Source organism: Bacteroidota bacterium, assembly GCA_005882315.1.
GTDB lineage: Bacteria > Bacteroidota > Bacteroidia > Chitinophagales > Chitinophagaceae > VBAR01.
The window spans coordinates 2,283,583-2,298,101 of record VBAR01000001.1 but is presented as its reverse complement, the minus strand read 5'-3'; the positions used below and the strand labels follow the sequence as shown (position 1 = coordinate 2,298,101).

The 14,519-nt window shown below is 38.6% G+C and carries 13 protein-coding genes; 7 read left to right on the top strand and 6 right to left on the bottom strand.

Annotated features, from left to right (window positions below; genetic code table 11):
- Positions 1-33 precede the first annotated feature (33 nt).
- The 3 genes from E6H07_09470 (at position 34) to E6H07_09460 (ending at position 2,953) form a co-directional block, all read left to right on the top strand.
- Positions 34-1,938, top strand: a complete 1,905-nt coding sequence (locus E6H07_09470) for an ABC-F family ATP-binding cassette domain-containing protein (GenBank protein TMI66111.1) — start codon at positions 34-36, stop codon at positions 1,936-1,938.
- A 228-nt stretch (positions 1,939-2,166) separates the two neighbouring features.
- Positions 2,167-2,679, top strand: a complete 513-nt coding sequence (locus tag E6H07_09465) for a hypothetical protein (protein ID TMI66110.1) — start codon at positions 2,167-2,169, stop codon at positions 2,677-2,679.
- Between the two features lie 31 nt (positions 2,680-2,710).
- Positions 2,711-2,953: a hypothetical protein gene (locus E6H07_09460; protein TMI66109.1), complete on the top strand. Its 243-nt coding sequence runs from the start codon at positions 2,711-2,713 to the stop codon at positions 2,951-2,953.
- Positions 2,954-3,280: 327 nt separating this feature from the next.
- On the opposite strand, the gene E6H07_09455 is transcribed toward E6H07_09460, so the two are convergent.
- From E6H07_09455 to E6H07_09440, 4 genes are read right to left on the bottom strand one after another with little or no spacing between them, the layout of a single operon-like run.
- The gene (locus E6H07_09455) at positions 3,281-4,267 is read right to left on the bottom strand and encodes a glycosyltransferase family 9 protein (GenBank protein ID TMI66108.1); all 987 of its coding nucleotides are present in this window, start codon (positions 4,265-4,267) and stop codon (positions 3,281-3,283) included.
- Between the two features lie 21 nt (positions 4,268-4,288).
- On the bottom strand, positions 4,289-5,527 hold the full coding sequence (locus E6H07_09450) for an MFS transporter (GenBank protein TMI66107.1): 1,239 nt from the start codon (positions 5,525-5,527) through the stop codon (positions 4,289-4,291).
- A gap of 3 nt (positions 5,528-5,530) precedes the next feature.
- Positions 5,531-6,214 (bottom strand): DedA family protein, encoded by a 684-nt coding sequence (locus tag E6H07_09445; GenBank protein TMI66106.1) that lies wholly within the window; start codon positions 6,212-6,214, stop codon positions 5,531-5,533.
- Positions 6,215-6,225: 11 nt separating this feature from the next.
- The gene (locus E6H07_09440) at positions 6,226-7,512 is read right to left on the bottom strand and encodes a dicarboxylate/amino acid:cation symporter (protein ID TMI66105.1); all 1,287 of its coding nucleotides are present in this window, start codon (positions 7,510-7,512) and stop codon (positions 6,226-6,228) included.
- A gap of 150 nt (positions 7,513-7,662) precedes the next feature.
- On the opposite strand from E6H07_09440, the gene E6H07_09435 reads away from it, so the two are divergent.
- From E6H07_09435 to E6H07_09425, 3 genes are all read left to right on the top strand, one after another.
- A complete protein-coding gene (locus E6H07_09435) occupies positions 7,663-9,315 on the top strand; it encodes an amino acid permease (GenBank protein ID TMI66104.1) in 1,653 nt (550 codons plus the stop codon).
- A 120-nt stretch (positions 9,316-9,435) separates the two neighbouring features.
- Positions 9,436-10,158, top strand: a complete 723-nt coding sequence (locus E6H07_09430; protein ID TMI66103.1) for a YebC/PmpR family DNA-binding transcriptional regulator — start codon at positions 9,436-9,438, stop codon at positions 10,156-10,158.
- Positions 10,159-10,209: 51 nt separating this feature from the next.
- On the top strand, positions 10,210-10,623 hold the full coding sequence (locus tag E6H07_09425; GenBank protein TMI66102.1) for a thiol-disulfide oxidoreductase DCC family protein: 414 nt from the start codon (positions 10,210-10,212) through the stop codon (positions 10,621-10,623).
- Between the two features lie 31 nt (positions 10,624-10,654).
- On the opposite strand, the gene E6H07_09420 is transcribed toward E6H07_09425, so the two are convergent.
- On the bottom strand, positions 10,655-11,449 hold the full coding sequence (locus E6H07_09420; GenBank protein TMI66101.1) for a PhzF family phenazine biosynthesis protein: 795 nt from the start codon (positions 11,447-11,449) through the stop codon (positions 10,655-10,657).
- A gap of 51 nt (positions 11,450-11,500) precedes the next feature.
- A complete protein-coding gene (locus E6H07_09415; protein ID TMI66100.1) occupies positions 11,501-13,894 on the bottom strand; it encodes a transketolase in 2,394 nt (797 codons plus the stop codon).
- A gap of 120 nt (positions 13,895-14,014) precedes the next feature.
- Between E6H07_09415 and E6H07_09410 the strand changes: the two genes are divergently transcribed.
- Complete coding sequence (locus E6H07_09410; protein TMI66099.1) at positions 14,015-14,497, top strand: DUF1573 domain-containing protein; 483 nt, start codon at positions 14,015-14,017, stop codon at positions 14,495-14,497.
- The last annotated feature ends 22 nt before the right edge of the window (positions 14,498-14,519 follow it).

Sequence of the window (14,519 nt, the reverse complement as noted above, 5' to 3'; positions counted from 1 at the left end):
AGCATAAAGAACGCCACCTGTTATCTTTGCGGCATGCACTATGTTTCTGCCGAAGGATTGACAAAGAGTTACGGCATTCAGCCCCTGTTTGAGAATATTTCATTCCATATTGAAGAAGGAGATAAGATCGCCATTGTAGCAAGAAATGGCTATGGCAAATCCACTTTATTAAAAATTCTTTCAGGTTTTGAAACCGCTGATGAAGGAAAATTATGGGTACATAAAGATGTAACTGTTGCTTTGTTCGAACAGGAACCAACATTTGAAGAAGATAAAACGATCCTTGAAAATATCTTTTATCATAATCATCCGATCATTAACGCCATTGCAGAATATGAACTGGCCTGTGATGAAGATAATATGGAAAGGATGAGTGCCGCCATCATTAAAATGGATGAACTCGGAGCCTGGGATTTTGATTCTAAAGTGAAACAGATCCTTGGCAAACTTAATATTCATCATTTACAGCAAACAGCAAAGACCCTAAGCGGTGGCCAGCGAAAAAGAGTGGCGCTGGCAAAAACATTAATTGATATCGGTTTTGAACATAAACATGTTTTACTTATTATGGATGAACCGACCAACCACCTTGACGTAGAAATGGTGGAATGGCTGGAACATTATCTCAACCAGGAAAATGTAACGCTGCTACTGGTAACACACGACCGGTATTTTTTAGATGCGATCTGCGAAGAGATATGGGAACTTGACAGGAATGAGTTTTTTGTTTACCGGGGTGATTACGAAAATTATTTAGAAAAGAAAGCTGCACGAACAGAAAGTGATGCTGCCAGTATTGATAAAGCTAAAAACACTTACCGCAAAGAACTGGAGTGGATGCGCAAGCAACCTAAAGCAAGAACAACAAAAAGTAAAAGCCGCCAGGATAATTTTTATCAAATAGAAAAGAAAGCAAAGCAACAGATAGATGACTCACAGGTTGAGCTACAAATGAAGATGAACCGGCTCGGGGGAAAAGTGGTAGAGATGAAAAAGATCAACAAAAGTTATGATGAGAAAATTATCCTGAAAGGTTTTGATTATACATTCAAAAAAGGTGAACGTATTGGTGTAGTTGGAAAAAATGGTGTTGGCAAATCAACTTTTATTAATATTATTCTCGGAACAGAAAAAGCTGACAGTGGCAAACTGAATATTGGTGACACAGTGATATTTGGCAGCTTTTCTCAAAAGGGGCTGGAAATAAAGGAAGACATGAGAGTGATCGAGTATGTAAAAGATATTGCTGAACATTTTCCTCTGGCTAGCGGTGGTTCATTAAGCGCTGCACAGTTTCTCCAGCTCTTTCTTTTTGATCCGGATAAACAATACACTTATCTCAGCAGGTTAAGTGGTGGCGAAAAGAAAAGATTACAATTGCTTGCAACTTTATTTCGCAATCCAAATTTTTTGATACTTGATGAACCTACTAATGATTTAGATCTTCCTACGTTGGGTGTACTTGAAAATTTCTTAAGCGAATATCCAGGCTGTTTACTCATTGTATCGCATGACCGTTATTTTATGGACAGGCTGGTCGATCATCTTTTTGTTTTCGAAGGTGATGGTATAGTGAAAGATTTTCCGGGAAACTATACGCAGTATAGACAGTCAACAGTCAACGGTCCACAGACCACAGAAACAGATTTGCAAAGGGAAAAAGATATTACTGAATTAAAACACTCGGCTGTGGTCAGTGGTCTGTCGTCTGTGGTCAAAAAGCGACAATTTTCCTATAAAGAAAAACGTGAATTTGAACAATTAGAAAAAGAAATACCAGCTCTGAATAAGGAAAAAGAATTGCTCACCGAACAACTCAATAATGGTAGTCTACCTTTTGAAAAGTTAACCGAAACCTCATTAAGAATTAATGAGATAACGGCATTGCTGGATGCAAAAGAACTACGTTGGCTGGAGCTTAGTGAGCTGGCTGGTTAGCAGGTTCGTTTGACTTCCTTACTAAAAACCCATGATCTCGCCGTTAACGTAAAAATAATCCTCTTAATTTTCAACGGTTTGCAGCATATCGTGTTTTTCCTTTGTCTGAATGTTGATATAGTTATTTTGAAGCTTCAGTTTTCTTTCTAACTTACATCCTGATTCTATCTCCAATTCCTGCGATTAACAATTTCCGATATCCTCAATTGTTAATTTAAACCTTAACCCATGAGCAGGAACTTTACCCCCGAGGAAACTCTCGTTGATAACCTTCTTTTAAACGACACAGAAGCATTTGAAGAACTTCATCATCGTTACTGTATTTCACTTTACAATTATTGTATTGATAAACTTAATTCTCCCGAAGATGCCAAACGCATTGTAAGGGAAATCTTTGTTTCATTATGGGAAAACCGTCATACACTGCCTGTTGGTTTTTCTGTTTCAATTCATCTTTATAAAGAAGTAAGAAGAAAAGTAATTGAATGCATCAGTAATAACCTGGGTAGTGATAAAAACACAGTTATAATAAAAGACGAGGTAATACCTGGTTTTCGGGTTATGCAGCTTCAGAAAGCAAGGCAACCTGTAAAAACTGTTTTTAAAGAAAGAACAAATATTCAAACAGCCATGATTCATAAAATAAATCATGAGAATAATAAAAAACGAAATTCTTACTTCGATACCGTTGTTCTGAAAAACCTGCTTTATGCATTTCAGAAAATAACACATCTCTGGTAACCTTCAATCACCTATACCTTAAACTCATCGTATGACTATTGAAACATTAAAGAAAAAAACAGATCGCTACCTGAATGGCGAATCAATGCCTGCTGAAACAAAACAGATCCAAAACTGGTTATCCTGCATTGATGATAAGAAAGATAAGTTGTCAATCGAAGAGAAGCTGGTAATTGAAAAAGAAATATTGGCGGAAATTCAGGCCTATACGGCTTATCCTCTTTTCTTCCCCAAACCTGAACCCTGGTGGAGAAAGTTCACTGCCCTATTTTAAATGTTGGAACAGAAAATCGTATGTCACTGTAGGTCAATCTTCTTTTGCTCAATTTTTAAATTGCTTGCATAAATTAAAATGTCTTTCTATTTTTAATATAGCTTATTCACGTCTTAACATCTCCGTACTCACTGTTTTCAAGTTAGCTATCCGTACACCTCTTGATCCGCATCCCATTTTTATTAACTTAAAACGATTGGTGTATGAAAAAGATCAACATGTATTTAAGCAAACCCGATGTGCAGGGTGCAGTAATCATTGGATTAATTTTCGTTTCAGTAGCTGTTGCTACTTTACTCACTTGGGGTAAATAAAGTTTAAAGGAACTTACATCAGCCTTCTAACAGCTGCCAGCACATGTTCGGCGGAGGTTTTACTCATGCATTTAAAATGCCCGAGCGGACATTTATTGTATCCGATCTTGCTGCAAGGCCGGCACCAGAGTTTTTTTACCTCTACTATTTCATTTGGTATATTCTTTTCTCCGTAATAGGGAGACATACCAAACGATGGAACCGTATTACCCCAGATAGAAACAATTGGTTTTTTATAAGCAGCGGCAATATGCATGAGGCCCGTATCATGCGTCACTACAATTTTTGATTTCTTTACAAGGTCTGCGCTTTCATTAATGCTGAACTTACCGCAAGCATTATATACTTTCACTTTATCGACAGAAGCTATCTCCTCTCCTGCTGCATAGTCTTCTTTGCCACCTAATAAAATTATCGGGTGATTTATTTTTTCAGCAAACTCTTTCCATCTTTCAGCCGGCCATTTTTTTGTTGTATGTGCAGCACCGATCACACAGGCAATATAACCAGCATAATGTGATGCAGGTAAATCCGTTTTTTTTGTTTCATCATGTTCACCGATAAAATAATCCAGCCCGTTCCCATCATTCTTTACTCCAAATGATTCGACAGTTTTCATATACCTGTCAACAATATGAATTTTTGGTAGCACATTCAGCTTGATGCTTGTGTAGATATATTTTTCAATATTGAGTTTGTAAAAAGAGAATGATTTTTTCTTAAGTTGTTTTTTTACACGCAGTGTCTTTACATTATTGTGCAGGTCTATAATGTAATCATACTCTTCCGCTTTCAGTTCTTCCATCGTTGTTTCCCAGCTATGCGCCAACACATGAAATTTATCGATATAGGGATTGTGCTGAACGACTGAAAGGAACTTCTCTTTTACTAAAAAATGCACTTCAGCATCCGGCACCTGTTTTTTCAAACAACGGATAACGGGAGTGGTGAGAACAATATCACCGATCGAGGAAAAACGTATGATGAGAAATTTCGGCACTGGAATATTTTACCAAACTTATTAATCCTTTTCGAGAAAGTCCATGTCCTTATTAAAGGTTTCTTTTGTAAACAAAGCTGCAATAATTGTGATCACCATAATGATGACAGCAGCATAAATACCTCCGTTCACATATCCAACCCCTTCCATATCCCGCAACCACTGAAATAAAGGAAGTATAAAAACTGCCAGCATTCCACGAACCATATTGGGAATTGTGGTAGCAGCAGTGGCACGCAAGTTTGTACCGAATTGTTCGGCGCCCATCGTTACAAAAATCGCCCAGAAGCCGGTTCCAAATCCTAACCCTGCACATAACCAGTACATTTTTTGCGCACTGCCATTCCATTGTGTAGTAAAAAATAAAACCATGAAAAGAGCCGTAATACCATAGAAAAGAAATAATGCCTTTTTCCGGCTTTTGAACCACTGACTTACAAAACCAATTAATATATCGCCGATAGAGATCGCTGCATAAGCATACATGATAGCTTTACCAGGGTCGATCTTTTCTTTTATACCGAAGCGTTTGCCGAATTCACTTGAGAAAGTAACCAATACCCCAATTACAAACCATGTTGGCAACCCGATCAATATTCCACAGAGATATCTTTTGAACCTATCTGCGTTTGTAAACAGCATAAAGAAATTTCCTCTTGAGACATCCAGTTTCTTTACCTGGTGAAACATGCCTGACTCAAAAACCGAAATGCGCAATAGTAATAATAATAAACCCAGCCCGCCACCAATAAAATAACATGTACGCCAATGAAAATTTTCTTTCATAATGAATGCAACGACGGCCCCGGTTAAACCAATACCCGCTACCATTGATGTGGCAATCCCTCTTTTCTCTTTGGAAATAATTTCTGATACTAATGTAATTCCGACACCTAACTCACCTGCCAATCCCAGGCCAGCAATAAAGCGTATCCCTTTATACTGATCCACTGTTTCAACAAAGCCGTTTGCAATATTGGCAAGTGAATACAAAATGATAGAGCCAAATAATACACTCAACCTTCCTTTTTTATCACCAATGATGCCGGCAATAATTCCACCGATAAGCAATCCCCACATTTGCCATTGCAAAATCTTTTCTCCACTTATTTGTACTTCTGTTTCCGACAAACCAAATGATTGAAGACTGGGTATACGAATGATACCAAACAACAGCAGATCATAAATATCAACGAAGTAACCCAGGGCGGCTACAATAACAGGAATGGAAAGAACACCGTAACTGGTTTTGGCTTGCATAGTTTATGAAAGAGTTTGAGTAGGTTCTTCTTCGTCTTTCTTACGGAAAAATATTTTATATAAAACCGGAAGTGTAGTTATCAGGATTATTCCGATTGTTATTGCTTCAATATGTTCTTGCAATTTGATACCAAACTTTCTCTCAAACCATCCGTTCAGATAATAACCACCCAACATCATCGAACCCACCCAAGCTACACTACCAATAATATTATAGAACATAAATATTGGCTTGCTCATTTTTACCATACCTGCAACTATCGGTGCAAACGTGCGGATGAAAGGAAGAAATTTTGCAACAAAAATGGTGGGCTTACCGTATTTCTCATAAAATGCTTTAGCCTTTATTAAATGTTTTTTCTTAAAGAGCCAGGTGTCCTTTCGTTCATACAACAATGGTCCTGTTTTTTGGCCAAACCAATAACCAACGATATTGCCCAAAACAGACGCAATCATAACCATAATAACAAGGGTCATCCATTGCCAAACTGCAACATCTCCTGTTTCACCTAACGTATAAAATTCACGGGTAAGTTTGTCTAAATAAATTCCAGCTGCAAATAATAAAGAGTCACCGGGAAAAAGAAAACCAACCAATAAACCGGTTTCGGCAAAAACAACGAGCAGTAAAACATAAAAGCCACCGTTTTCAATTATCCATTCAATAAATCTTTCTAAAAAACCCATAGGTGTAATTATTAATGATGATGACCTTGTTGATGTGAATGATCGTGACCATGACTGTGTCCGTCACCCGGCCCCAATTCCCCTTCCCATTTGCTTACTACACTGGTAGCAATACTATTGCCGACAACGTTAGTGGCAGTGCGGAACATATCGCAGAAATGGTCAATTGGTAAAATAAGGGCAATGCCTTCTGGTGGAATTTTAAACATAGCACAGGTAGCAATGATAACAACTAAAGATGCCCTCGGCACACCAGCTACTCCTTTACTGGTAAGCATTAATACCAGGAGCATAGTAATCTGTGTGCCGATGTCAAGATGAACACCATAAGCCTGTGCAATGGTGATGCTGGCAAATGTCATATACATCATACTGCCATCGAGATTGAAACTATAACCGAGCGGAAGAATGAAAGAAACAATTTTGTCTTTACAGCCAAAGCGTTCAAGTTCTTCAGTCAATTTTGGAAAAACTGCTTCACTGCTCGTTGTGCTAAATGCAATCAACAGGGGTTGTGAAATTCTTTTAAACAAATGCGGAATGCGGTCCCGTAAAATTAAATAACCTACGCCCCATAATATTGTCCATAATAAGGCAATGCCAATAAGGAAGTATAAAAAATATAACGCATAAAAATTAAAGATCTGTAATCCTTTGACGGCAATTATTGCTGCAATGGCGCCAAATACACCTAAGGGTGCAAAGTTCATTACATAGCCAACTATTTTTAAAATAATATGCGAAGCAACATCCAATGCCTTGATCACCGGCTTTGAATAATCGCCTAACGCAGTTGCAGCTACTCCAAAGAAAATACTGAAGACAACCAATTGAAGAATTTCGTTAGTTGCCATTGCTTCAAACACACTCTTTGGAAAAACATGCTCTACAAATTTTGCTAAAGAGAATTCCTGTGTTTTACCCAGCAACTCTTTTGCCCCTTCATTATCAGCATTACTTAAATCGATAGCAGTGCCAGGATGAAAAAAATTCACTAATACAAGCCCCAGTAATAAGCTCACAAGCGATGCACTCACAAACCAGAGCATCGCTTTACCACCTACCCTGCCTACGGCTTTTAAATCGCCCAATTTTGCAATACCTACTACTAATGTTGTAAATACCAATGGGGCAATTATCATCTGCACCAATCGAAGGAAAATTGTAGTTAAGAGCTTAATGTTGTTTGCAAATTTTTTAATGAACTCAGGCGAGCTTTGATCGTGTACTACATAACCAACTGCAACCCCCAATACCATTGCAAGGAGTATAAAAAAAGTAAGCCTGTTTCCTTTCATTCAGTTGATTTTAAAGAAGGCCGAAAATCGGGAAAAAAACCGACTTGAAAACTTTTAAATGACTAAAATTCCGTCCGTGTAAAAGAAATGGGTTTGCAAATGAAATATTTCATTACTTTACGGCTATTGTAAACTATAATCAAACTACTTATGAGTTTATTCGTCAGAAAGCCAATGGATGTTTTAATGAATGAAGCATCTGAAACAGGAACACATACGCTTAAAAAAACATTAGGTGCTAGGGGTTTAATTGCATTAGGAATAGGCGCTATTATCGGTGCTGGTTTATTTTCTATTACTGGTATGGCTGCAGCAAATCATGCTGGTCCGGCCATCACCATTTCATTTGTAGTAGCAGGTTTAGGTTGTCTTTTTGCCGGTTTATGTTATGCAGAGTTTGCATCGATGATTCCCGTTGCAGGAAGCGCATATACTTACTCATATGCTACCATGGGCGAATTTATGGCCTGGATTATTGGTTGGGATCTTGTACTGGAATATGCAGTAGGTGCCGCAACTGTTGGGATAAGCTGGAGCCGGTACCTTGTTAAGTTTTTAGATGGCTTTGGTATTGCACTTCCTACCGAATTAACTGCTGGCCCAGGGGACGGTGGTATTATCAATCTTCCTGCTGTATTTATTATTGTGCTGATGAGTTTGTTATTAATAAAAGGCACAAGGGAGAGTGCTTTTGTAAACAGTATTATTGTTGCAATAAAAATAGCGGTAGTGCTAATCTTCATTATACTAGGTTGGAAGTATATTAATAATGACAATTATAATCCCTACATTCCTGACAATACAGGAAAATTTGGAGATTTCGGATTCAGTGGTATTATCAGGGCTGCAGCCATCGTGTTTTTCGCCTACATTGGTTTCGATGCTGTGAGTACAGCCGCACAGGAAGCTAAAAATCCTAAAAAGGATATGCCAATAGGTATTTTGGGTTCGCTGCTTATTTGTACAGTATTATATATATTATTTGCACATGTAATGACAGGTGTTACAAATTATACAACTTTTGCAGGCAAAGATGGTATTGCTCCTGTAGCAGTAGCAATTGATCATATGGGAACGGTTGATGCATCCGGAGTAGCAAAACCTGATTACCCCTGGTTGAACCGTGCCATTGTTGTTGCCATTCTTTTTGGCTATGCTTCGGTTATCCTTGTTATGTTAATGGGACAAAGCCGTGTCTTCTTTAGTATGAGTAAAGATGGTTTGATTCCTAAAATATTTTCAGCAGTTAATCCTAAGACGCAAACACCTGCAAAAAACAATTTATTGTTTATGCTTTTTGTAAGTGCATTTGCTGCATTTGTTCCTGCAAGGGTTGTCGGAGAAATGACAAGCATTGGAACACTGTTCGCCTTCATTCTTGTATGCATAGGTGTATGGGTAATGCGCAAAAAAATGCCTGACTTACCAAGAGCATTTAGAACACCGATGGTTCCCCTGGTTCCTATACTTGGTATTGCTACCTGCTTATTTATGATGGTATTTCTGCCAATGGATACATGGATCCGTTTATTGGTTTGGATGCTGATAGGCTTGGATATTTATTTGGTATATGGCGCAAAGAACAGCCATCTTGGTAATGGAACTACAAATAGAAAAGGCATGAAAATAGCCCGCTATACAGGTATATGCCTGAGTATTTTGCTGGTTGTAGTAGGTCTCCTGCATCAGTATACTGTTGGGTTTGATACAGACAGAACCCTGCTTTATATTTCTATCGCTTTTGCAGTTGTTCATCTGGTACTTTATGCAATCCGGCTTAGTAAAGCTGAAGCAGAAAGTTAATACTGGTAAATAAATTATTGCTCAAACCGTCCTGATAAAACCAGGACGGTTTTTCTTTTTACCGCATTGCCTTACATTTGCAGCCCTGATTAATCAGTTCCAAACAACAGGAAGAATTTTATGGGAAGAATATTTGAAGTACGCAAGTCCAGCATGTTTGCCCGCTGGGATAAGATGGCAAAAAATTTTACCCGCATCGGTAAAGAAATTGTGATTGCTGTAAAAGCTGGTGGCCCCGACCCTAATTCGAATGCTGCTTTGCGTCGTTGCTTTCAAAATGCAAGAAGTGTCGGCATGCCAAAGGACCGTGTGGAAGCTGCAATCAAAAGAGCACAAGGTAAAGAGTTGGTCAACTATGATGAGATTTTATATGAAGGCTATGCACCTCATGGCGTGGCATTACTGGTGGAAACAGCAACTGATAACCATGTAAGAACAGTGGCCAATGTAAAAGCTATATTTAATAAAGGTGAAGGCACTTTAGGTAATAGTGGTTCTGTTGCATTTCAATTTAAAAAAATGGGTGTGTTTAAATTGAAACCAGAAGGATTGAATGCAGATGATATGGAACTCGAGCTGATCGATTTTGGTTTGGAAGAATTGGGTGATAGCACAGGAGAAAATGGCGAACCGATCTTAGTAGTTCGTTGTGGTTTTACTGATTTTGGCAATATGCAAAAAGCTTTGGAAGATAAAGGTATCATACCTATCACTGCAGAATTAGAATGGATACCAACTGTTACAGTTCCTGTAAATGATGAACAAGCTGCTGATGTAAGTAAGCTGATCGAAAAATTAGAGCAGGATGAGGATGTGCAAAAGGTGTTTCATAACATGGGATAAAGCTGATTGGTAAAATTAATTTACCACAAATAGGCGAACTTTGTTTTGGAAATGAATCAGCTTAGTACAGGTAATAAAATTATTTTGTTTGACGGTGTTTGCAATCTTTGCAACAACAGTGTTCAGTTTATTATTAAACGGGATAAAAAAAAACAATTCAGCTTTGCATCATTGCAAGGAAATTTTGGGCAAGAATTTTTAAAAAAACATAGTCTCCCCGCTGATAATTTCAATTCATTTATTTTACTGGAAGATGAAAAAATTTATACCCGCAGCACCGGTGCCTTACGAATGCTTAAACATTTAGGTGGCGGATTGGGCTTACTTTATGGTTTTATTATTCTTCCAAAATTTATTCGTGATGGAGTTTATAACTGGATCGCAAAGAACCGGTATAAATGGTTTGGAAAAAAAGATGCGTGTATGATTCCTACACCAGAATTGAAAGAAAAGTTTTTGGATTGAGGCAAAGATGAAAGAGTTCTTTAAATTCTGATCAGAGAGTCAACTCTCCTTTCATATAAAATATACATTGACCAGCCATCGTTACACGGTCACCCCAAAGACCGCATTGCAATTCACCACCACGTTGTGATAGTTGCTTTGCAAACATTTTTTTCTTACCGAGTTTTTCTGACCAAAAAGGAATTAACTGTGAGTGTGAAGAACCGGTAACAGGATCTTCATTGATACCTGCGGAAGGAGCAAAAAAACGGGAAACAAAATCTACTTCGCCGCTACCCGGCGCTGTGATAATAACTTTTTCCCCGAGTTTTTTCAATGCATTAAAATCCGGCGTACATTTTTTAACCGCATCTTCATTTTGTAACTCAACCAGTAAATCACGGTGTTTGTACACGCCAACAACTTCATCTACTCCTAATACTTTTTGCAACGTTTCAGGGTATTCATCTGTTTTTTGAGGCGTCCATGCCGGGAAATCCATGCGGTATACATCCCCATTCTGTTCTACTTCCAGTTTTCCGCTTTTGGAATGAAAAACAATTTTGTTTTTTTTGAAACCCAAAAACCTGAACAAAATAAATGCTGACGCTAAGGTGGCGTGACCACATAAGTTTATTTCGACATCAGGTGTAAACCAGCGGATATCATAATCCACTCCCTGCTGTTGTGAAGGAACAAAGAAAACGGTTTCACTGAGATTGTTTTCCAATGCGATCTTCTGCATCAGCTCATCATCTATCCATTGTTCAAGGGGAATAACGGCGGCAGGGTTGCCATGAAATAATTTATTGGTGAAAGCATCCACCTGGTAAAGGGTAAATTTCATAAAACCACTTAGAATTTATTATAGAATAGGTAAACCTGGTTAATTCTTATGTTACTCCTTCATCATAGCCGCTATCACCGCTTCTACTTCTTCAGTATTGGGCTTGCTGAAGTAATCACCATCACTTCCATAAGAAGGACGATGCGCTTTTGCTGTAATTGTTTTTGGTGCTACATCAAGATATCGATAACCCCCCTGTTCTTCCATCACTTTATTAAACATAAATGCAGCAGCGCCACCGGGCACATCTTCATCTACAAAAACAATCCGGTTTGTTTTTTTCAGCGAACTTAAAATGCTATGATGAGTATCAAATGGCATTAAGGTTTGCACATCTACCACTTCGCAACTAATACCAAAATTTTCCAATGTTTCTGCAGCTTCCATAATAATTCGTAAAGTAGAACCGTAGGAGACAACTGTAACATCAGTTCCATGACGAATTATTTCCGGTACACCTAATGGCACAGAAAATGTACCGAGGTTTGATGGCATTTTTTCTTTGAGCCTGTAACCATTCAGGCATTCTATCATCAGCGCCGGATCATTACCTTGTAATAATGTATTGTACATACCGACTGCCTGTGTCATATTTCTTGGCACACAAACAAGCATACCACGCAGGGCACTTAGCACCATACCCATTGGAGAGCCGCTATGCCAGATACCTTCGAGCCGATGACCGCGGGTTCTTACAATCAATGGACAACTTTGTTTTCCTTTTGTTCTGAAATGAAGTGTAGATGCATCATCACTCAGCGGTTGCAATCCATATAAAAGGTAATCGATATATTGTATCTCAGCGATCGGACGCAATCCACGGAAAGCAAGTCCGATGCCCTGGCCCATAATGGTTAGTTCACGAATGCCTGTATCAGCAATTCTGTTCATTCCATACTTTGCCTGCAATCCACTAAAGCCTTGGTTCACATCACCGATATATCCTACATCTTCACCAAATGCAACCACTTTTGGGTTATTTGCAAGCAACTGATCAAAATATTTATTCAGTATTTCATAGCCATTGATCAATGGAGCTTTTTCATCATATGTTGCATCAACGGCCTGAACATTTAATGCACTTTTTTCACCTTCATTATACAAATGTGAATTGTACAATGATTTATTTTCATTCAATAAATCGTTATAGTAATCTTTTGTCCAGTAAGCGGCTTCGTTATCTCCGGCAATATCAATTGCATCTTTCAATGCTTTCATCACATCGCGACGCAATGGTTCACGGTTAGTTGAAAGTTCTTTTGCAATTTTCTGCAACATTTCTGCTTTCAGAGGGAATGCACCAACCAATGATAGTATTAAATCGACCGTTCTTGTAACTTGAATTTTTATCGGCGCAAAAAATTTCTCCCATGCTTTATTTTTCCCGTCCCTTACAACTTCTTTTGCTTCTGTTTCAAGTTGGCTGATCTCTTCTTCTTCTGCAAGATGATTTGCCAATATCCATTCACGCATTTTTTTATTGCCGTCAAATTCCCGTTCCCATTCCAACCGCTCAGGCGTTTTATATCTTTCATGGCTGCCTGATGTTGAGTGTCCCTGGGGTTGAGTTATCTCTTCAACATGAAAAAGACAGGGTATATGTTTTTCTCTTGCAATTCTCACTCCTTCTTCGAATGCTTCGCACATGCCTGCATAATCCCATCCTTTTATTTTATAAATATTCATTCCGTTTGTGCCATCCTGTTTTTGGAAACCCTGTAGCGCATCGGAAATAGAACCTTTCGTTGTCTGATATTTTTTAGGAACGGAAATTCCATACCCATCGTCCCACACAAAAACACAAAGCGGTATCTGCAACACACCTGCGGCATTTATAGTTTCCCAAAAATGTCCTTCACTGGTTGATGCATCACCAATAGTGGTAAAGCAAACCTCATTACCATTATCGGAAAGATTACTGAATTGCTTTAGTTCAGGAACAGCCCTGAATATTTTTGAGGCTAGCCCCAACCCGATTGATCTTGGCATTTGCCCGGCAGTAGGAGCAAGATCTGCGATATTATTCTTTACGTTTACGAGATCATTCCATTCACCATTTTCTTTGGTATTGGGTGTAGCAAAATGAGCATTCATTTGCCGGCCGGCACTGAATGGATCGTTATTAATATCCGGATCGGAGTATAACTGGGAAAAATACTGCTCCACATTAGTCAGGCCTGTTGCATAGGCAAAAGTCTGGTCGCGGTAGTACCCACTGCGGTAATCACCAGGTTTAAAAAAACGGGCCATTGCTACTTGTGCCACTTCCTTTCCATCCCCAAAAATTCCAAATTTCGCTTTGCCTGTGAGGACTTCCTTACGGCCTAAAAGGCTGGTTTCCCGACTGATACAGGCAACACGGTAGTCGCTTAAAACCTGGTCACGAAAAAGATCGAAGGATAATTTTTCAGCAGATGATATGGTAGCAACTCCAGACTCTGGCATAGGGCAAATATAACGGAATCAGTTTCACAAATAATTCTCATTATTTCCCCACCCCAATCGTGCAACGTCTATTGGCTTATTGCCATCTTTGCACTAAATTTGGAATCTCAAAAACTCCCAATGAAACATTTCATCACCATTATCTGCTGTTTTCTTTTCACATTTACAGCATTTGCGCAAACACCAAATGACGGTCATAATCATGAAGCAACACCTGCAGCGCCTGTCGCTCCAGCAAAAGTGGATCTGATTAGTTTTAAAGAGCTTGCCCATGATTTTGGTAAAATTCCTCAAGGCAAACCTGTTTATTATAATTTTGAAGTCGTGAATGACGGTAAAGAACCAGCAAAGCTTGAAAACGTAAGTGCAAGCTGCGGATGTACTACTCCAGAATGGAATCGCGAAGCAATTGCACCGGGAGCTAAATCAATTATCAAAGTTGGATATAATGCAGTAGCAGAAGGTGCATTTAAAAAATATATCACTGTAAACTATGCAGGTGGTTTTAAGCAAATAGAAATTTCAGGTGAGGTATGGAAAGCACCTGAAGGAGCAGCACCTGCCAATGCTTCTGTTCAGTTTTTGAAAAAACAAAATTTATAATTTTAAAAAATAAACCATCGTC